The 19,606-nt window shown below is 57.2% G+C and carries 19 protein-coding genes; 8 read left to right on the top strand and 11 right to left on the bottom strand.

The genetic code is table 11. The features are described from left to right. Positions 1-120 precede the first annotated feature (120 nt). The 7 genes from CFN46_RS13375 to CFN46_RS13340 form a co-directional block, all read right to left on the bottom strand. Positions 121-1,473 (bottom strand): MFS transporter, encoded by a 1,353-nt coding sequence (locus tag CFN46_RS13375; RefSeq protein ID WP_024952596.1) that lies wholly within the window; start codon positions 1,471-1,473, stop codon positions 121-123. Between the two features lie 297 nt (positions 1,474-1,770). Continuing rightward, positions 1,771-3,543 (bottom strand): GMC family oxidoreductase, encoded by a 1,773-nt coding sequence (locus tag CFN46_RS13370; protein WP_088743762.1) that lies wholly within the window; start codon positions 3,541-3,543, stop codon positions 1,771-1,773. Positions 3,544-3,556: 13 nt separating this feature from the next. After that, positions 3,557-5,032: a cytochrome c gene (locus tag CFN46_RS13365; protein ID WP_024952597.1), complete on the bottom strand. Its 1,476-nt coding sequence runs from the start codon at positions 5,030-5,032 to the stop codon at positions 3,557-3,559. Positions 5,033-5,099: 67 nt separating this feature from the next. After that, positions 5,100-5,825, bottom strand: a complete 726-nt coding sequence (locus CFN46_RS13360) for a gluconate 2-dehydrogenase subunit 3 family protein (RefSeq protein ID WP_024952598.1) — start codon at positions 5,823-5,825, stop codon at positions 5,100-5,102. A gap of 602 nt (positions 5,826-6,427) precedes the next feature. Then, the gene (locus CFN46_RS13350) at positions 6,428-6,955 is read right to left on the bottom strand and encodes an NYN domain-containing protein (RefSeq protein WP_024952600.1); all 528 of its coding nucleotides are present in this window, start codon (positions 6,953-6,955) and stop codon (positions 6,428-6,430) included. Positions 6,956-7,116: 161 nt separating this feature from the next. Beyond that, the gene (locus tag CFN46_RS13345; protein WP_024952601.1) at positions 7,117-7,308 is read right to left on the bottom strand and encodes a hypothetical protein; all 192 of its coding nucleotides are present in this window, start codon (positions 7,306-7,308) and stop codon (positions 7,117-7,119) included. A gap of 140 nt (positions 7,309-7,448) precedes the next feature. Further along, complete coding sequence (locus CFN46_RS13340) at positions 7,449-7,925, bottom strand: helix-turn-helix domain-containing protein (protein ID WP_088743761.1); 477 nt, start codon at positions 7,923-7,925, stop codon at positions 7,449-7,451. Positions 7,926-8,239: 314 nt separating this feature from the next. Between CFN46_RS13340 and CFN46_RS13335 the strand changes: the two genes are divergently transcribed. Together CFN46_RS13335 and CFN46_RS13330 are read left to right on the top strand one after the other, a co-directional pair. Further along, the gene (locus CFN46_RS13335) at positions 8,240-9,313 is read left to right on the top strand and encodes an NAD(P)-dependent alcohol dehydrogenase (protein WP_024952602.1); all 1,074 of its coding nucleotides are present in this window, start codon (positions 8,240-8,242) and stop codon (positions 9,311-9,313) included. A 147-nt stretch (positions 9,314-9,460) separates the two neighbouring features. Then, entirely contained in the window at positions 9,461-10,327 is an 867-nt protein-coding gene (locus CFN46_RS13330; RefSeq protein ID WP_024952603.1) for a PA4780 family RIO1-like protein kinase, read from the top strand. Between the two features lie 152 nt (positions 10,328-10,479). Here the strand turns inward: CFN46_RS13330 and CFN46_RS13325 are convergent, their stop codons facing one another. The 4 genes from CFN46_RS13325 to CFN46_RS13310 form a co-directional block, all read right to left on the bottom strand. After that, positions 10,480-10,980, bottom strand: a complete 501-nt coding sequence (locus CFN46_RS13325; protein WP_024952604.1) for a DUF1456 family protein — start codon at positions 10,978-10,980, stop codon at positions 10,480-10,482. A 121-nt stretch (positions 10,981-11,101) separates the two neighbouring features. Continuing rightward, positions 11,102-11,878 (bottom strand): YiiX/YebB-like N1pC/P60 family cysteine hydrolase, encoded by a 777-nt coding sequence (locus tag CFN46_RS13320; protein ID WP_024952605.1) that lies wholly within the window; start codon positions 11,876-11,878, stop codon positions 11,102-11,104. 60 nt (positions 11,879-11,938) lie between these two features. Further along, a complete protein-coding gene (locus tag CFN46_RS13315) occupies positions 11,939-13,045 on the bottom strand; it encodes an endonuclease/exonuclease/phosphatase family protein (RefSeq protein WP_211242456.1) in 1,107 nt (368 codons plus the stop codon). A 157-nt stretch (positions 13,046-13,202) separates the two neighbouring features. Beyond that, complete coding sequence (locus CFN46_RS13310) at positions 13,203-14,132, bottom strand: DMT family transporter (RefSeq protein WP_024952607.1); 930 nt, start codon at positions 14,130-14,132, stop codon at positions 13,203-13,205. 171 nt (positions 14,133-14,303) lie between these two features. On the opposite strand from CFN46_RS13310, the gene CFN46_RS13305 reads away from it, so the two are divergent. The 6 genes from CFN46_RS13305 (at position 14,304) to CFN46_RS13280 (ending at position 19,465) form a co-directional block, all read left to right on the top strand. Then, on the top strand, positions 14,304-15,266 hold the full coding sequence (locus tag CFN46_RS13305) for a cation diffusion facilitator family transporter (protein WP_088743760.1): 963 nt from the start codon (positions 14,304-14,306) through the stop codon (positions 15,264-15,266). 138 nt (positions 15,267-15,404) lie between these two features. Continuing rightward, entirely contained in the window at positions 15,405-16,139 is a 735-nt protein-coding gene (locus CFN46_RS13300) for a GntR family transcriptional regulator (protein WP_024953453.1), read from the top strand. A gap of 9 nt (positions 16,140-16,148) precedes the next feature. Next, a complete protein-coding gene (gene nagA, locus CFN46_RS13295) occupies positions 16,149-17,294 on the top strand; it encodes an N-acetylglucosamine-6-phosphate deacetylase (protein ID WP_024953454.1) in 1,146 nt (381 codons plus the stop codon). Continuing rightward, a complete protein-coding gene (locus CFN46_RS13290; protein ID WP_217897824.1) occupies positions 17,278-18,297 on the top strand; it encodes an SIS domain-containing protein in 1,020 nt (339 codons plus the stop codon). Before nagA ends, CFN46_RS13290 begins: the two co-directional genes overlap by 17 nt. A 35-nt stretch (positions 18,298-18,332) precedes the next feature. Further along, complete coding sequence (locus CFN46_RS13285) at positions 18,333-19,046, top strand: glucose PTS transporter subunit IIA (protein ID WP_088743759.1); 714 nt, start codon at positions 18,333-18,335, stop codon at positions 19,044-19,046. Further along, positions 19,046-19,465, top strand: a complete 420-nt coding sequence (locus CFN46_RS13280; RefSeq protein WP_024953458.1) for a PTS transporter subunit EIIB — start codon at positions 19,046-19,048, stop codon at positions 19,463-19,465. The genes CFN46_RS13285 and CFN46_RS13280 overlap by 1 nt, the downstream gene beginning before the upstream one ends. The last annotated feature ends 141 nt before the right edge of the window (positions 19,466-19,606 follow it).

The raw sequence follows: 19,606 nt of genomic DNA, 5'->3' as shown, positions 1-19,606 counted from the left end.
GGCAAAAAGGAATGGTGGACACTACCGCGCCAGTGGATCCTGTGAGTCGGGAAGCCACTGGCGCGGTAGTGCTTTTCGGATCTGGCGATATCAGGGAGGAGTCACCGTCGCGTCAGTGATTTACATGGCTGGCGCACTGATGTCTGGGCGACGGACGGGTTTGTCGGGAATCGCGATAAGTGAGATGCCGTTGGTTTCTGGTAACCGCAGGCCGCCGATCAGGGCGATGGCGGCAATAGCGATCAGATACCAGGCCGGAGCCAGATTGTTGCCGGTCAGATCAATCAGCCATGTTGCGACCAGCGGTGCCGTGCCACCGAAAATGGTATAGGCAACGTTATAGCTCAATGCAGAGGCGGTATAGCGCACGCGGGTGGGAAACTGCTCCGATAGCAACGCTGCAGTGACGACGCCGCACAATACGGCGCCGACCGCCATCAGCGATGCCCCAAGCATTGAGGCCCACAGCGTCCCGCTGGCGGCCAGTCCGTAGGCCGGAAAAACGGCGATCGCGAGACTGACGCAAGCGGTAATGATGGTGTTGCGACGCCCGACCTTGTCAGAGTAGTAGCCTGCGACGGGGCATAGCAGTGCTGCGATAACCAATGCGCCCAGGCTTGCCAGTAGCGCCGTCTGACGGCTGGCACCACCAGCGACCTGCATGTAGGTCGCGAAATAGGTGCTGAACATATAGAACGATAGCGCTGTGGCAGAAATGAAGGCCATCAGGCTGATGATGATGGGTGCGTGAGAATTGAGTGTTTCGCGAAGGGGCGCATTGGGTGCCTGATGCTCCTGCTGGATCAACCGGAAGGCGGGTGAGTCATCCAGTTTCAGGCGCATGTAGAGGCCGATCAACCCAAGCGGTGCTGCAATCAGGAAGGGAATACGCCAGCCCCATTGCTGCATGGTCGCTTCTGAGACGAGGGTATTCAGACACAGTCCGAGCGCTGCAGCAGTTGCGAAGGCACTGAAGGTCGAAACAGGAATGAAGCTGCCATACCAGCCGCGCTTCTTGTCAGGCGCATGCTCCATCACGAAAGCACAGGCGCCGGCATATTCACCCCCTGCCGAGAAACCCTGGGCACAGCGCGCCAGTGTCAATGCCAGCGGTGCGAGCAGCCCGATACTCTGATAGGTCGGCAATAGCCCGATCATGGCCGTCGCGCTAGCCATCATGATGATAGTGATCGCCAATACGTTCTTGCGCCCGATTCTGTCGCCGAGGGTGCCAAAGAAGATGCCACCTAATGGGCGTAGGGCAAAAGACACGGCGAATACCGCGAACGTCTGCAGCAGTGCCAGTGTCGGGTCGCCCTGCGGAAAGAAGTGCTGGGAAATGATCACGGCCATGAAGCCGTAGATGGCAAAGTCGAACCATTCAATGAAATTGCCGATGGCAGAAGCCGCCAATACACGCCTTAGCGTGGCGGGAGACACCTCATCGATCGTGCCTGTCTTGTTGTTATGCATGCTGAGACTCCACAGAGATAAGCGAGACATCACGCGTTGTGAGTCTTCCTCTTTTATCCTGAAGTAGTCGTCGTGCCGAAGGGTTACTCATTGCGACATGATTAATGTCTGATGCGACGTGATTTGAGGCGCTGTTGTCAGAGCCTGTCGCTGTGCTGGTGTGAACTTCATTCTAAGCGGGAAGGCGTGCCCCTGAAAGCTCTCCTCAATGATACCCGGTAATAGGAAAATGCCGTTGCCCCCGGTGGGCAACGGCATTTTCAGAGTGACTGTAGTGAAAGAAGTCGGCGTTGTAGATTAGCCGCGTGACATCAACGGGCCTGGATTGGCCAGATATTGTTCGCGGATATGTTTTGCCGACCAGTAGGTAAGGGCGGCTACCGTACCGGTGGGATTGTGTTGCATGTTCTGCGGAAAGGCACTGGCGCCCATCACGAACAGATTATGTGCATCCCAATGCTGAAGGTAGCGATTGAGTACCGAAGTGTTCGGGTCAGTCCCCATGACTGCGCCACCGGTGAGGTGAGTCGATTGATAGCTGGAAGGGTCAAAATGGTCGCCACGCTGTTTGACGCTTTCAGTGTGATACTCCGGCTTGAGCTCGGTGACGATTTCACGCATGCGTTCGGCCATGAACTCGGTCATGCGTAGATCATTCTCTTTCCAGTCGTAAGTCATGCGCAGTAGCGGATCCCCATGTGGATCCTGGTATGTGGGGTCGAGATCCAGATAAACGTCACGGTAGGACATGTTGCTACCAGTGGTCCCCAGTACCATGTGATGCCCGTAGTGCGCCTTGATCTGTTTCTTCCACTCACTTCCCCAGCTCGGCGTGCCTGGTGGCGTGCGCAATGCTCCGATGGCGCCCCCAGGCCCTTGGGTCGTATAGATATAGGAGCCACCGATGAAGCCGTGGCTTGCCGTATCGAAGGTGTCCGGGCTGAAGTCGTCAATAACCTGACCGCTGCCGCCGGCCGAAATGAAGGGATTGAACTGATGCTCCTTGAAGTAAAGATCCATCGAGCCGGTGATCTGATAGGAGAAGTTACGCCCCACTACACCGGTGTTTTGCTCCGGATCATAGGGCTGGCCGATCTCCGAAAGCAGCATCAGACGTACGTTCGACAGCGGGAAGGAGGCGAGGATGACCAAGCCGGCTGGCTGAAAGATCTCGTTACCCTCGGCATCGTAATAGAGCACGCCTTTGACGGTATCGTCCGTGTCGCTCTTGACGATGCGTGTGACCTCGCACCGAGTTCGATAGTGGAAGTTGCTACGTTGCTTGAGCGCATCCAGCGTGCAGGTCTGTGGCGTGGCCTTGGAGTAGTTGAGGCAGCCGTAATTGCTGCAAAACCCACAGAAATTACACGGCCCCAGCTGCATACCGTAAGGATTGGTCCAGGCCCCCGACACATTGGCTGAGGGGTAGGGGTACGGATGCCAGCCGAGTGACTTGGTGGCCTTGGTGAACAGGACATCGGTCAGGGTTCGTGGTAACGGCGGTAGCGGGAAAGGATTCTGGCGTGAGCCCTCGAAGGGATTGCCACCTTCGAGAAGCTCGCCTTGCACATTACCGGCCTGTCCGGAGAGTCCGGCGACCTTCTCGAAGAAGTCGTAGTGAGGCTCCAATTCCTCATAGCTGACGCCGTAGTCCTGAATCGTCATGTCTTCAGGCAGGAAGCCCGGTGCAAAGGTGCGGTCTGCAAAGCTCTTGAGGGCTAACTCGTTGGGCGTAGCGCGGTACAGCACGCCCGTCCAGTGTGAGCCAGCACCGCCCACGCCGTCGCCGGGGTGGAATGTAGTCCAATGGCGCTGGGGGACGGCCTGTTCGTCGCGATTGCGTCGGATGGTGACGGTGCTCTGCCGCGGACGCTGCATCATCTTGAGTCGCACGCCGTACTTTAGTTCGTCGGCGGGCTTGGGATAGAGGAAGTCTTCCTTGGTCCGATCGCCGCCGCGCTCCAGCGCCAGCACATCCAGGCCAGCATCGGTCAGTTCAAGGCCCATGATGGAGCCGGTCCAGCCGAGGCCGATTATCACGACGTCGACTTCAGGTTGGGTAATGGCCATGTGGTGATTCCTTTCAGTTCGACGACGGGGTACTGGAGGGTATGGGGGCATGCTGACGGAGGTATTCGGGGCGACCCTGCTGAGTGGCGTCGACAGGGCCATGATTGCGCCGTACCTCTGCCACCTGTTCTGGACTGACGGCGGAGGCTTGATTCCCCCAGCTCTGGCGCACGAAACTCGCCAGACTCGCGGCTTCATCGTCAGTCAAACGCCAGTCGAAACCTGGCATTTGTAGGCGTTCGGGACGCTTGGGAGTTGAAGGAAGCTGGGCGCCGTAGAGCATGGTGCTGATCAAGGCTTTCGGATTGTCGGCAGTCGCCTGCGCGTTGCCGACCAGTGGTGGGAAGACGCTATCAGCCCCCGCGCCATTGGCAAAGTGACAGGCGTTGCAGTTATCCAGATACAGCCGAGCGCCTTCGTCGAGCGAGATGGCGGCCGTCAGTTGATGGGTAGTGGCGTCGCGGGCGGAGGAAGACTTCGAGTCAGACGTCGCCTGACTTGCTGGTACGTCGCCGGAGGCGTGCGATGCTTTGTCGGATGCGCCAAGGGTGGTCAGGTAAGCGGCGATGGAATACAGGTCTTCATCATTGAGGTGTGAGGTACTGTGCTGAATGACCGACCGCATCTCCCCACCAGTAGCCGCATGACGACTGCGGCCAGTGGCGAGGTAGTCCACCAGATCCTGCTCTTTCCAATTGCGCAGCCCTGAACCATCGCCGCCGCGCAGCGAGGGGACCTGCCAGCCATCTAACTCACTACCGGCCAGGTAATCGTCGCCGTCCTGATCGTTCAGCGCCTTTTCCTGCATGAACATCCCACGAGGGGTATGACAGCTGCCACAGTGGCCTGCGCCTTGTACCAGGTAGCGACCACGGTCAAGTTGTGCATGACGTTCAGGTGATATCGTGCCTGTTGTTTGCTCGAGTGAGGTATAGGGGGCTTCATCGGCAAATAACCAATTCCAGGCGCGGATGCCCCAGCGCTGATTGAACGGGAAGGATAGTGAAGTCTCGGGAGCAGGTTTGGCCACTGGCACTACGCCCTGCATGAAGTAGACATAAAGCGCATGCACATCATCATCGTTGAGGCTTGCATAGGCGGGATAGGGCATGGCCGGATACAGGTAGCTGCCATCAGCACGAATACCTTGGCGTAAAGCTGCCGCGAAGTCCTGCTCACCATAATCACCAATTCCCGCTTTGGGATCTGGAGTGATATTGGTGGCATAGATGGCGCCGAAGGGGCTATCGATCGGACGCCCGCCGCCGTAGTCCTCGCTGGCATCTTCACGAGTGTGACAGGCCATGCAGTCGCCTGCGCGCGCCAGATAGGCTCCGCGCTTGATGAGCGCAGTATCGGCTGGCGTGTCTTGGGGGCTGATGCCCTTGCTGTCGTCAGAATTGCCGATCGCGGCTATTGCCACGGCCGTAGTACCCAGAGCGACCACCACGAGTGCCAGACGCGCAGGGTGGTTAAAATAAGGGATCATCCGATGCTCCTGCCGCCCCTCGTCATGCGAGAGGCGTCGCTTTTCGGTCTAGAGTAGGAGGCCAAGATCAGCCGCGCTTGCCAGCGAGACTTACCGGGCCTAGCGGATAGGGCACATCGTGTTGATCGACCCATTCACGGAAGCTGGCGCGTGCACCCGTAAAGCCGAGCATCTTCCAACCAACCATGTCGCGGTTGCCGCCATACATCGGATCAGCCAGATAGCCTTCTTTAGTGTTCTGCAATAGAAAGCTAAAGAAAGTCGACGATGGTAGGTCGGAAATACCGGCAGCGGCGAAATCGGCCTTGCCAGCCTCCAGCTCGCTCAGAAGGGTATCGCGCTGCTCGGCAGGCAGGTCTGAAAACTCCTGGTTCATACGCGTCATGGCATGATGGCGAGCGCCCTTGATACCGAGGCGATAGAGCTCGGCAGGGGTATGCGGAAGTTGATAGCCGAATACTGGATCGGCGTTCGGATGAAAGGGGCCCTGCATGTACCAGTCATTTGCCTGGCCATAGTCTCCAGTGAGCTCCTTGTCGATAAATACGGGTACATTGGCAGTCAGGGCACCGGCACCATGTTCATCCTCGGGAATCAGTCGATCGGTGGCGGCGAGGATGAACTGCCATTCCTCGTCCGAAAAAAAGGTGGGTGAATACTTGTGGAGCGGAGGCATGTCAGCCTCTGCCGAGGTAGCCAGTAAAAGGCCTGGTGCCACGGTTACGGCAGGGATCATTGCCAGCGAACGACGGATGAATTCACGTCGTTGCTGACCCTCGAGGTTGAGCGGCATGCTTGTCTCCCAGGTGCAATATGATGTCGCGTCGTCAGTTGTACGTGCAGTATCAGGTAGTAAATAAACGAGAGGCTATCTGGGAAGCTTGGCAGATAGATGTGCCAATCAGCGATGTAGCAGCGTGTCGTATTCAGTCAAGACAGCAAGACCAAGAGAAGCTCGCGGGGGATGTTGCATTGCGTATAATATTAACAAAAATCAGAAGTGTGATTTAGGAGCACTATCCTATATCGGTGTGACGGAGGGTTGCGTTTTTGCATGTCAGCAGATGTATAAGTGGCATGTGAGCTAGCAGATGGCAGAGCAATGTGTAGTGTTATGCGCAGAGAATGAGTTTCTTCCCCGTTTAGGTTGATGAGTTGCTCATGAAATTGTCCCATGCTATCCATTCCTCGTAAAACACGCCAAATATTGGACAGAGCACCCAATGTTTTGTGGCAGTTTCAGAAATAGAGCAGAGAAATGATTGCGGTTATCAAACAATAGATGGCAACGGCGAGTCATTCGGCGGCTGCTCATCACGACATGATTAATGCTTGATATGGTGTCTTTCGTATTATCAGGCTGTGCAAAGTAAAGTCCTCGGCGAATCCGTGGCCCTAGCGCATCAGCAGATCTGTCCCGATCTCTCTGAAGTCAGTGGCGCTTCGCATGAGGGCGTGAGCCGTCAATGCTTCGACACCGTAGACGCGTGTCGTCACGGCATGCCGTGTTGAGACGTGCTCGAGTAGCATGGCGAAGTCACCATCGCCGGAGGCGAGAATGATCTCGTCAACTTCAGGCGCTGCTTCCATGACATCGATAGTAATCCCGACGTCCCAGTCCCCCTTGGCCGAGCCATCACTGCGCTGGATAAAGGGCTTGAGCTTCACTTCGAAACCGATATCGCGCAGACGCTGTTGAAACTGCTGCTGCTTCGGATCACCACGATCAATGGCATAGGCATAGGCATGCTGAATAGTCCCCAGACGCTCAAGCTCTGCCCATAGACGGCGATAGTCGAACTGTCGCCCGAAGGTGTCGCGAACCGTGTAATAGATATTCTGAACGTCAATGAAGACAGCCAGTCGCGGGGGCGTGGCGGATGTGCGTGCATGCTGAGTGTCGTGCAAGGAGGAAGCTGACATGAGAGATGCCGGAGAAAACCGAGAGGGGATAACGTCAGACTGAGTGCGGATCGTTATTTGGGAAAAGCGCCGGCCGCTACCTGACAGGAAAGGGCAGCGGCTGGAGGTCAGTACATGAGTTCAACATGTGAACTCTGTTGCTGGAGCTTGATTGACAAGCTTCAGCCTTTGGCAGCGGGATTGGATGGCTTCGGCGGTGCTTTGACGCCGATGACCTGACCGCTAACGCCAGATTCGATCACATTGACCTTGCCGCCCTTATCCAGGAAGGCCTGCATCTGTGCTTCAAGAGACGCCGAGGTTTCAACAGCGGCGGGAGCTTTCTTCTTTGCGGCTGTACGGGTGTTGGCCATGCGGGACTCCGTTCCGAGACTGGGGGTGGACGACCACTATACCATACCCGCCGTTTTGCTGCTCGATGGCGACAAGATGAAATCATAAAGACGGTTTTTGCCGCGAAAGATCAATGTTGTCGCCAAACAGCTCAAACGCGTCATGACGCAGGTCTCTCGCTGTGTTCGTGCGTATTCTCCGCCGTTGCACGGCCGTGGACTTCGCACTGTTTATGGTCTGAGAGGACCTCGATGACTCGGCAATCACGGACCTGTCCGTCATCGCCGTGGCTAAGCATTCGCTGCAGCTCTTCACGGAGTGCCTCAAGACGCTGCAAGCGTGCCTCGACTTCGTCGAGGTGATGGCGCGCCACTGCATGTATCTCCTCGCAGGGGCGTTCAGGGGTATCCGAGAGACTCAATAGCTCGCGAATGGCCGGGACTGGGAAACCAAAGTCACGTGCATGGCGAATGAAATTCAGACGACCAAGCGTGGTGTCGCCATACCGTCGTTGATTGCCTGCGTTGCGCAGCGGTGGCGGTAGCAAGCCAATATCTTCGTAATACCGAATGGTCTGTACCTTGCAGTCGGCCTGTAGAGCGAGATCGCCAATGCTCAGCGAGGAGGAGGTAGGCATGTGTGGGCTCCATGCGAGTAAGTCTATCGGCGAGAAAATGTGTCAGAGAACCAGTGGCCAAGTACCGCAGTAAATATCGGGGCGCCAACAAGACAAGACAAGTTTTTGTCTATGAGATTGTGCGCCTGGATTTTAGATTCTTGCTGCCAGAGAACAGCGGCGCGTTGCTGGTTTGCCAACACTGTGTTCTAGCGCCTCCAAGCGACTAGCTGTTGAATTATTGGCCAGTGACCAACAGGTAAGAGGGACTACGGGGGGTATGCGTTGATCAAAAGCGCTGCCTTCACGAGGAATTGGCTTAAGGAGCACATCGCATGGCGAGCACTTTTGAAGGTAAGACCCAGGCCTACGCAGTAACGTCAGGTACCTCAGACTTGGCGCCGTGGACCTTCGAGCGTCGCCAGCTGCGCTCAGATGACGTTGCCATCGAGATTCTGTTCTGTGGTGTATGTCACTCGGACTTGCACGTGGCGCGCAACGACTGGGGGTTCTCACAATATCCACTCGTGCCGGGTCATGAGATCGTCGGCCGCGTTACCGCTATCGGCAACCAGGTCAGCCAATACAAGATCGGTGATATGGTCGGTGTGGGCTGCATGGTCGACTCTTGCCGAGAGTGCAACGCTTGCAATGAAGGGTTGGAGCAATACTGCCGCGAAGGCATGACCATGACCTATGCCAGCCCGGACCGCCATGACGGTAGCCTTACCCAAGGAGGCTATTCTGACAAGATCGTGACCAGCGAACGCTTCGTTGTTTCCATCCCTGATGCACTGGATCCTGCTGAGGCCGCGCCACTGCTGTGTGCCGGTGTCACCACCTATTCGCCGCTGCGTCACTATGGCGTCAAGCCAGGTGATAAGGTCGGTATCATTGGCATGGGCGGCCTGGGCCATATGGGCATCAAGTTTGCCAAGTCCATGGGTTGTGAGGTCACGCTCTTTACTCGCAGTGAGGCCAAGGTGGTTGAAGCGCGTGAGAATGGTGTCGATCACGTGATCGTCTCAAGCGACGATGAGCAGATGACGGCTGCCACAGAAACTTTCGATTTCCTGCTTGATACTGTGCCGGTACCGCATGATCTCAACCCATACCTGAATACGCTCAAGTATGATGGCACACACATCCTGGTCGGCCTGATTCAGGAAGTGGACCCGGCACTTCAAGGCGGCAACCTGGTCATGAAGCGCCGCGTGCTGGCAGGCTCGCTGATTGGCGGCATGGCTGAAACGCAGGAAGTCCTCGACTATTGTGCAGAGCATGGCATCGGCTGCGATATTGAAATGATCGATATCCAGAATATCAACGATGCGTGGGAGCGCATGCAGCAGGGCAAGGTGAAATATCGCTTTGTGATTGACATGCAGAGTCTTAAAAACGCCCCATGACGCGTCGCGTGGCTGCTTTGATGCAGCCACGCAGTGAATGATAAAGCCCTCGCCGATGACGTATTGGTGGGGGTTTTGACGTAAGATATGTCACAAAATTGCTACAGGATGATTCCCGATGTGCTGTAAAACGCGTATAAAAGCGCGATGAAAACGCCAAAGAGAATCCAGCCGCTCATAGATGACGGCCTGGTCGATGAAGTGCTCCGCCCCTTAATGAGTGGTAAGGAAGCCTCGGTATACGTGGTGCGCTGCGGGAATGAGATCCGTTGCGCCAAGGTCTACAAGGACGCCGCTCAGCGCAGCTTCAAGCAAGCTGTGCTGTATCAGGAAGGTCGCAAGGTGCGTAACAGTCGCCGTCAGCGTGCCATGGAAAAGGGCTCCGGCTTCGGTCGTAATCAACAGGAGGCTGCTTGGCAAAATGCCGAGGTGGATGCCTTGTATCGTCTCGCTGCTGCTGGCGTGCGTGTGCCGGAGCCCTTCGGGTGCTTCGATGGCGTATTGCTGATGGAGTTGGTGACCGACGATGAAGGAAACGTGGCGCCGCGTCTCAATGATGTGTCGATGTCAGCCGAGCAGGCGCTCGAAGACCATGCGGTGATGATGCAGTACATCGTGCGTATGCTGCATGCTGGCCTTGTGCATGGCGATCTGTCGGAATTCAATGTGCTGGTTGATGATTACGGTCCGGTGATCATCGATCTACCACAGGCTGTCGATGCGGCGGCCAACAATAATGCCAAGGGCATGTTGGCTCGTGATGTTGCCAATATCACCGCTTATTACGCGATGTTCGCACCAGAGTTGGCAGAGACTCGCTATGCAGATGAGATTTGGGCGCTGTTCGAAGCCGGTGACATGGATCCTGATGCCGAGCTGACAGGGCTCTTCGAAGATGATCCCGAAGCCCCGGACGTAGATGCGCTGTTGGAAAACATCATGGCTGCGATGGAAGAAGAGCAGGAGCGCAAGGCGCGTCAGAAGAGTGCCGAAGATGGCGATGAAGAAGACTGAGTTGAATATCTTCATGTGCTGCACTGTGTGAGCTGCCAGTTTCAGCGATAGCGCTCAGAGGACAAAGAGACAGCGCGCATAAACAACAACGCCGCCCCGGAATCCGGAGCGGCGTTGTTGTTTATGGGCAAAGCGTGGTGAGACGAGCGTTGTTACACCGGATCGACAGCATGCTGCTCAGTTTCCGGATCATGGCGGCGATGACGCAGTTCGATACCCTTGAGTAGATTACGCAGAATCTGGTCCTTGCACTCGCGGTAGTGGCGATGATCCGGCTTGCGGAAGAAGGCCGAGAGCTCTGACTTGGTAATCATCTCGAAGCCTGCCAGGGCCAGCAGGTCAAGCATGTCATCGTCTTTCAACTCAAAGGCAATCTTGAGCTTGCGCATGATGATGTTGTTGTCGGTGCGTTTTTCCGGTGCTGGCTGTGGCCCTTCACGTTTTCCGCGGCGCACGTTGATCAGGCCATTGAGGAAGCGGGCCAGGTCCTGGTCCTTGATGCGCTGCTGTGCTTCATCGTCGTCACGTTTCAGCCAGTCACTGACTTCGGCGCGGGTGACTTCATGGTCAGCTGCCGCAAAGGTGGCAATCATATCGGTGTCGGAAAGATTCAGTGCGTAGCGCAGGCGACGGATAATGTCGTTATTGGTCACGGGCGTAGGTCCGGTCGGGAAGAAGTCTTGAGGGAAATGAAACGAGCGTCATGGCAAAGTTCTCACACCTTGGGAAAGCGCGGACTGCCATGGGAAGACGGATGGCGCGCAGCATACCAGATCAAGGTGGGGGTTCGCTCCACTGCAGTCGATGTGGGTCAAACCCGGCGCTCAGGGTCGGTTTGATGATGTCGAAGTAAGGTGAAATGTCGAAATCGCGTGGCGCAAACAGGCTGTGATGTCGAATGTGCAGGAACTCTCGATAACAGTGCAGGCAATCAGGATCGCTTGAGGGTAATGACTCCCGATCGGGAAGAATAGGGTAGCTCACCGACTGAAAGGACTGTGCAATCAGCGATGAACAGATGGCACGCGTAGGATCTCCACTGCCGAGTGCCAGCATTCTGCGACGATAGCGACTGGGTACCGGTGGCATGCGGATCAGATAGCGAGCCAAGTCGAGGATATTGCGCAAGTCATAGTGATTGCCCAAGCGTGCTTCGGCATGGGCCACCAGCGTGTCAATTTCTTCATCGCTGAGTCCAATCGGCCGGCAGATACGCGTGTGTTGGTGCCAGTAAAGATTGAGCGGTACGCGGCGCACTCCCTCTGCGACATCTGCTTCCAATAGGCAATCGCCCCTGACGGGATGGCCGCGCGCATCGAGAGGCGTGCGTGTACACAGTGCTGCGTGCGACCAAGTCGACTGGGTCAGGTACTTGATAGCCGTACTGATACGTGAAGAGCCTTCCACCAGCAGGATATCGCCGCGTCGGAGGGTTGCAGCCAGTCTCTCGGGAGATGACGTGGCTGGCTGCATCGGTTGGTGGCCTGGGTGCGTCAGATAGCGTGCCAGCTGATCGCCAATCCGACTGCTTACCCAGTTGAGTCCACGCATCTTGTGTCTCCTGCCTTGACTGGCGGTAGTCAATGACCCGTGATCGAGGCGGCCAGGCTGTCAGCGCCCCGGTGACGGCACATCATGATGACTGACATCTTCACTGCGCGCTGTTTCGGTCGCTTCAGCATGATCTTCAGCGTCAGCTTCTGGCGCCTCGCGAGTATCGCTGGTGTCCTGGTTAGGTGTCAGCGCTAACTCTGTGAGCAGAGGGAAGTGATCAGAGCCGAACGCTTCCATACGTGCCACCCGCACCACACTGAAGTGGCTGCTGTGAAAGAGATGATCGAGCGGCCAGCGCAACAGCGGCAAGTTGGCATGGAAGGTGTTGAACATGCCACGGCCCACGCGCGGATCGAGCAGCCCCGACAGCTTGCGGAAGAGATGTGTCGTGCGCGACCAGGCCACATCATTGAGATCACCGGTGACGATCACCGGCTGACGGCTTCTTGCCACGCTTCTTGCCACGATGACCAGCTCGGCATCGCGCTCAGATGACTCTTCATTTTCGGTCGGGCTTGGGGGCGCCGGGTGCAGAAAGTGAACACGAATACGGTCCCCACTCTTGAGCTCCAGCTGGGCATGCATTGACGGTACGCCTTCTTCCACGAGGTAGTCGATGCTGGCATCGTGCAGTGGCAGGCGTGAATAAACGTGCATGCCGTAAAGATTATCCAGTGGGCACTTGAGTGTATGGCAGTAACCGTAATCAGGTGTATTGGCCTCGAGCACATCCAGCCGCTCTTGCCACCAGTCATCAGACTCCAGTGTCACCAGGACATCTGGTTTTTCACGCTTGACGATGGCCAACAGCTTGTCGCTTTCGTGGTTTGTTGTCAGCACGTTGGCGGTCAGCAGGCGCACGTGACGTTGGGGATCACTGTGCTTCGCCACACCTGATTCACAGGGATATAAGCGGGTATAAGGAAGAATCCAGTGGGCTTGATAGATGACGCCTGCTAGTGCGATAAGCACCAGCGGTGCCCGCATGGCAAGTGATAGGTCACCGATGCACAAATCTGCTAGCAGCAAGACAGCCCACAGCACCGCGAGTTGCAGGCGTGGGAAGTCCATGACACGGACCGACCAATGACGCAGGCGTGTCAGTGGCAGCAATGTAAAAAGTGCCATCAGTAACGTCAATACGCCTAGCAGGCTGAGAATCATGAGTGCTCCGGTCAAAGGGGAGATAGCGAAATAGTGGCTTCACAAGTGAAGGTCGATACATGAGTAGTGGTGCCGAGCACGCTCACAATCAATGTGTGGGTTCGCTCACGATACTCATCTTCATATGTTTGCTGTCTGTATATGTGCCATTTGGGCATCAGGGCGCTATACGTCGTTGCCGCCACAGGCGTGAAATCCAGTGCCAGCGATTGATCAGCAGCGCAGTGAAGATCAGTGAACAGCCCGTTATCTGGATCAGCGTCATACGCTCGCCAAACCAGGCCGCAGACATCAATGCTGCCCATACCGCTTCCAACATCAATATAACCGAAGCGTGGCTCGGCGTTGTGAGGCTCTGGGCGTGTATCTGCAGGAAGAAGCGTAGGGTACTGGCAATCAGCGTACTCGCGAGAAACCAGCTGAGGATGTCGAGACTGATGCCGGTTGGCCAACTTTCACTTGCCGCCGAGAGTAGTAGGCAGGTAAGGCCGGTGGTCATCAGCTGAATGGCGGTTAGTGGTAGTGCTGGAATATTGCGTACCAGCCGTGAGTTGAAATTGAACACCAGCGCAAAAATGCTCGCTGCGCAGAAGATAAGCCACTGAGCTGGTTCGATCGTAAAGCCGTCTGTCGCGCCAGGTTGCCCCATCCCCAATAGCGCAAAGCCCAGCAGTGCCGTTGGCAGTGCCAGCCAGGTGCTGCGGGGTGGTCTGTCCTTGAATAACAGGCGTGCGACCACCGGCACCAGCAAAATGCCAAAGCTGTTGATGAAGGCAATGACTCCGAGTTGGTCCGAGAGTGCCACCCCAAGTGACCAGCAGGCCATTGCGCCGCCGAACAGAATGCCCACCCCGCCGGCACGCAGCTTGTGTGTGCTCGATAGTTGGCGCAATGAGCGGGCATCAAATATGGCCAGGATGAGTCCTGCGAGCAGGAAGCGACTGCCAATGAACAGCAAGGGGGGCATGCCAGCCATTGCTTCCTTGGAGAAGATCCAGCCAGCGGCGGCAATGATGGTGACTAGCAGCAGCAAGAGATCTGCCTTGAGGGGAGGGCGTGAAGACGTTAACTCTGAGGCAGTACTCATATGGACGTGGTGACTCCTTTATGCATTAACACTCAAGTGCCCTCTATCCTAGCAAGGTGATTAACAGGTTGCTGATGTTTCCAGTGATCCATCGGCTTCACAGGCTTGCACCTCCAGTGGCTGTAGGTCTTAAGCTGCTTGCATCATGACGTTGATTGCCCAGGAGGCCGCATGAGCCAGACGCACCACGAGTCACCATCAGCTTGCTCATCTCATGAGCATTCGCACGGGGATGGCGAAGGCCACCACCATAACCATGCTCCGGAGGTCACAGCTGATAGCGAGAAGCGCGTCAAGTTTGCCATGTACCTGACAGGTGGCTTCATGTTGGCGGAAGTCGTCGGCGGGCTGGTCGCGGGCTCACTGGCGCTGTTAGCCGATGCCGGACATATGCTGAGTGACACCGTGTCACTGGCGCTGGCCTTGGGTGCATTTCGATTGGGCCACCGAGCGGCCACGCGCAAGCTGACGTTTGGCTATGCACGCTTCCAGGTACTGGCAGCCTTCGTCAATGGTCTGACACTGCTCGCAATTGCGGTCGCGATTCTGATCGCGGCACTCAAACGGCTTTGGTTGCCCTCCGAGGTGCTGGCGGGGCCCATGCTGGTCATTGCCGTACTCGGGCTTGTCGTCAATATTGCAGCCTTCTGGGTCTTGCATAAAGGAGACCAGGAGAATCTCAATCTACGTGGTGCGATGTTGCACGTGATGGGTGATTTGTTGGGTTCGGTGGCTGCTATCGCTGCCTCGCTCATTATCATGACCACCGGCTGGAATCAGGCCGATCCGCTGCTCTCGTTGCTGGCCGCTGCACTGATTCTGCGTGGCGCCTGGTCATTGGTGAAGCGTTCGGGCCATACGCTGCTGGAGGGTACGCCGGAACAGCTGGACCACGCAGATATTGATGCAGGGCTTGCGGCACTCGAAGGTGTCGATAGCGTCCACGATCTGCATTTGTGGGGGCTGACACCTCAGTCACCGATTGCCAGCTTGCATGTGGTTGTAGCGCCAGGTGCGGTGGCGATAGAGGTCCAGCAGCGCGTGCAGGCCTATCTGCGCGATGAGCATGAAATCTTGCATGTCACAGTACAGTTGGAAGGAGAGGCTTGTGAGCAGGGCTGTGTGACTATGTAGGAGATAATGCCAGGCAACAAACAAAACGCCCCGCTATGTAGCGGGGCGTTTTGTTTGTTGCGATGAGTATAAATTGGTACTTGACTGGTATCTATCTGGATCTATATTGGTATTCATCATTCTAGATTGAGAGCCCCCATGGACCCGAGCTTCGAACACCTCAAGCTGGACGCCGCTTTGGCCACTCCTCTGTATCGCCAATTGGCGCGTCAGCTGGAGCTTGCCATCCGAAGAGGTACTTGGCGTGCCGGGGAGGCTTTGCCGTCAGAGCGGAACCTCGCTGAGGCGCTGTCGGTGTCACGGATCACAGCGCGCAAGGCCATCGATCAACTGACTGAAAGTGGCCTGATTCGTCGCGACCGTGGCTCAGGCAACTTTATTCGGCCGAGCATGAGCCAGTCGCTGACGCGATTGGCGAGCTTCAGTGAAATATTGACCCGCCGGGGCTTCACTCCTAGCTCATGTTGGCTATCTCGAGAGTTGTGTGCGCCGAGCAATGAAGAAAATTTACGCCTGGGCTTGTCGGCTAATGCTCAGGTAGCGCGCCTCAAACGCTTGCGGTTAGCTGATGATGTAGTGATGGCAGTAGAGGAGAGCTGTCTTCCGGTGATGATCCTGCCTGATCCTGAAGCGGTAGAGAGTTCTTTGTATAACTGGCTGGAGGCCGCGGGTCGGCCGATTGTGAGGGCGTTTCAGCAAGTCACGGCGGTCAACGCCGACCCTGAGCTCGCACGCCTCGCCAAGGTGGCGGAGGGCCAGGCCCTGCTCAAGGTAACTCGACTCGGCTATCTCGCCGACGATACACCCGCCGAGCTGACCATCACTTATTGTCGCACTGACTACTACGATTTCAGCGTCGAACTGATGCGCTAGGAGCACCCTATGCCGATACCCACGGAGCCATCGATTTCACTTCGCGGCAACTTGCTGACCCCCAGCGGATGGCGTCTTGGCGAGTTACATGTCGACGCCGGTCGCATTCGTGCCGTGGAAGGTGAGGCGGTCGATCCTGCCGATAATGATCTACCGAGGCTGCTACCTGGATTCATCGATCTACACGTACATGGCGGCGGTGGTGCCGATGCCATGGAAGGGCAGAAGGCCGTTGCGACACTCGCCGAGACCCATGTGCGCTTCGGTACCACGAGTCTGCTAGCGACCACCATGACCGCGCGTCGCGACGAGGTGCGACAGGCGCTCGGTGAGATCACCAAGTATCTTGAGTCTCCGTCAACCGTGGCGGCACGAGTGTTGGGCGTGCATCTCGAAGGTCCTTATATCAACCCCGGCAAACTCGGTGCTCAGCCGCAACATGCTCAGACCGCCAGCATTGAAGAGCTGGATGCATTGATGGCGCTCGCCCCTATCAGACTGATGACGTTAGCGCCGGAGCTTTCGGGTCACGCTGAGGTGATTCGCTACCTCAGCGACAAGGGCGTTCGGGTTCAGCTTGGACATACTCTAGGCAGCTATGAGGAGGGCGTTGAGGCTCTGGCTCACGGTGCCTGTGGTTTCACCCACCTGTTCAACGCCATGACTGGCCTCCATCACCGCAAGCCGGGGATGGTCGGAGCGGCTTTGGCCCACGCCGAATACGCTGAACTGATTCCGGATCTGCTTCACGTGCACCCTGGGGCGATTCGTGCAGCGCTTCGCTGTATTCCACGTTTGTATGCAGTCACGGACTCCACCGCGGCTGCTGGCATGCCGGACGGTGAATACAAGCTCGGTGAGCAGTCCGTCACCAAATGCCTGGGCGGTGTGCGTCTAGCCGACGGCACCTTGGCTGGCAGCACCCTGACCATGGATCAGGCGCTGCGCAACTTTGTCACCCTTGGGCTAAGTCTGGCTGAGGCGTCTGATCGTCTCTCGTTGTTCCCTGCCGAATTTCTTGGCCTTCATGACATTGGCCGCCTGAGCGTAGGTGCCAAGGCCGACGTCGTGACGCTCGATGCCGACCTCAATATCGTGTCCGTCCATGTGGACGGTCGTCTCGTCTGTGGAGAGTCCCATGTCCCTCATGCTTGAAGAGGCGCTCAATGCGCCGGACCGTCTGCGTGGCCAGCTCGGTCGCAATCAGGAAATGTTGCGCGACCTAGGCCAGCGGTTACGTATCGAACCGCCTCGCTGTGTCGTCACGGTTGCCCGAGGCAGCTCCGATCATGCTGCCGGCTACTTCGCTTACCTGTGCATGCAAGCCCAAGGCATTCCGGTAGCCTCGCTGCCGCCATCATTATCGACTCTTGCGCGTGCGCCGTGGCAGCTCGACGGGCAGCTATCGGTGGCCATCTCACAGTCTGGCCAGAGCCCGGACCTCATCGCCAGTCAATCCGCGTTCAAATCCGGTGGTGCGCGGACCGTTGCGCTGGTCAATTCTCCCGAGTCTCCGCTCGGTCGGGACAGCGATGTCGAGGTTCCTTTGCATGCCGGCGAAGAGCACAGCGTGGCCGCCACCAAGAGCTATCTGGCGACGCTCTCGGCTGCTGCCCAGCTCATTGCCCACTGGGGTGAGAATGCGTTGATGTTGAATGCGCTCAGTGAGCTGCCGGACCGCTTGGTCGAGGCCGCCGCTCAAGACTGGACGCCAGCCATCGATACGCTGCTCGATGCCGACAAATTGATGGTCATCGGCCGTGGCCCAGGACTGGCCATCGCCCAAGAGGCAGCGCTGAAATTCAAGGAAACCTGTGCCATTCAGGCTGAGCCCTTTAGTGCCGCTGAGGTGCGCCATGGCCCTATGGCGTTGATCGAGCCGGGATACCCAGTGCTGGTCTTCGCACCCCTCGGGCCTGAACAGGTTGGGCTGCTTGAACTGGCTGAGTGGCTGGAGAGCATCGGTGCCAAAGTGCTGCTGGCCGCCGACAAGCGCGTCACGCATCGCCATCTCACTCTGACCGATGCGAATCACGAGTCGCTGCAGCCGCTGTCCGTGATCCAGAGCTTCTATCCCATGGTGGCGGGGCTTGCCACCGCGCGCGGCATCGACCCTGACAAGCCGCGCCACCTACGTAAGGTTACCTGCACGCTCTAAATCCGATCTTACCCAACAATTATTCGGAGCCGACCATGTCATCCTCCTTTCTCACTCTGGTGTCACCGATCAAGGGTATCGTTGTGCCCTTGGCCGAGGTGCCGGACCCGGTATTCGCCGAGGGAGCTCTCGGTCAGGGCATTGCCCTGGACCCTCTCGGGGACTGTCTGCATGCCCCCCTTGCCGGTGAAGTCATCCAGTGTGCTCGCACGCACCACGCCTTTACCTTGCGAAGCGACGCGGGGGTCGAAGTGCTGATTCATCTTGGCCTCGACACTGTCACTCTCGAGGGGCGCGGAATCGAACCCTGCGTGAGCGTTGGTCAGCGGGTTGAGGTAGGGGACCTTCTATGTCACTTCGATGTCGACAAGCTAGCCTGCGAGGCAACGTCTCTGATTACGCCGTTGATAGTCATTGATGCGCCAGGTTGGCGCTGGGCAGAGACCGGGCTCAAGTCAGGGGACGTGGTCCAGCGAGGTGACTCACTGGTTGTGCTTGAAGCCATCGCCAGCGCTGAACACCAAGCCGTGTCGGCTCAGGGCCCCAAGGGTGAGCGTAGTGTGGTTCTGGCGCTCGAAACCGGGCTGCATGCACGGCCTGCGGCCCGTCTGCGAGCTATCGCACGGGAACACGATGTCAGCTTGAACCTCACCCACGCCGAGCACAGTGCCAACGTTGACAGTATCAGTGGACTGATGAATCTCGGATTGACGAGCCAGCGCTCAAGGCATTGGGGTCTCGCGGCGTGATGCGCCTGGGAGGTGGGGGTGTGCAGATCATCCTCGGCCCCATTGCTGATAGCGTCGCTGATGAAGTGCGTGCGGCGATGGTCGCCACTGGATGCGACCCGGAGGCCACTCGTCCCGAAGCCAGTAGTCGGGCATCGGACGTGGGTATGTCGGGGTCAGGACACGCTCTGAGTGAGGAGAAAACCCTGGCCTGGCGTGATGCTCTCGGTGGCGAGGACAACATTCTCCGCTCCGATGTGTGCGCTATCACCCGGCTGCGAGTGGAGCTGGTCAGTGAGGAAGGGTTAAATGAAGTTGCTTTGCGCCGATTGGGCTGCCAAGGCGTCATGCGTGTCGGTCAGTGTACTTGGCACCTGATCGTCGGTCGTGACGCAGGACTCTCCATGGATGCACTGACTTCAAGTCCTGCATCACGTTGATGAGGCTGACCGTCATTAATGCGACTACTGATGTTGGGGGGAGAGGCTTGTGAGCAGGGCTGTGTGACTATGTAGGAGATAATGCCAGGCAACAAACAAAACGCCCCGCTACATAGCGGGGCGTTTTGCTAGGCAATGTTC

Origin of the sequence: Cobetia sp. QF-1 (assembly GCF_002213105.1) — a bacterium.
In the GTDB taxonomy this organism is placed as follows: domain Bacteria; phylum Pseudomonadota; class Gammaproteobacteria; order Pseudomonadales; family Halomonadaceae; genus Cobetia; species Cobetia crustatorum.
This window is presented reverse-complemented; position numbering and strand designations above follow the sequence as displayed.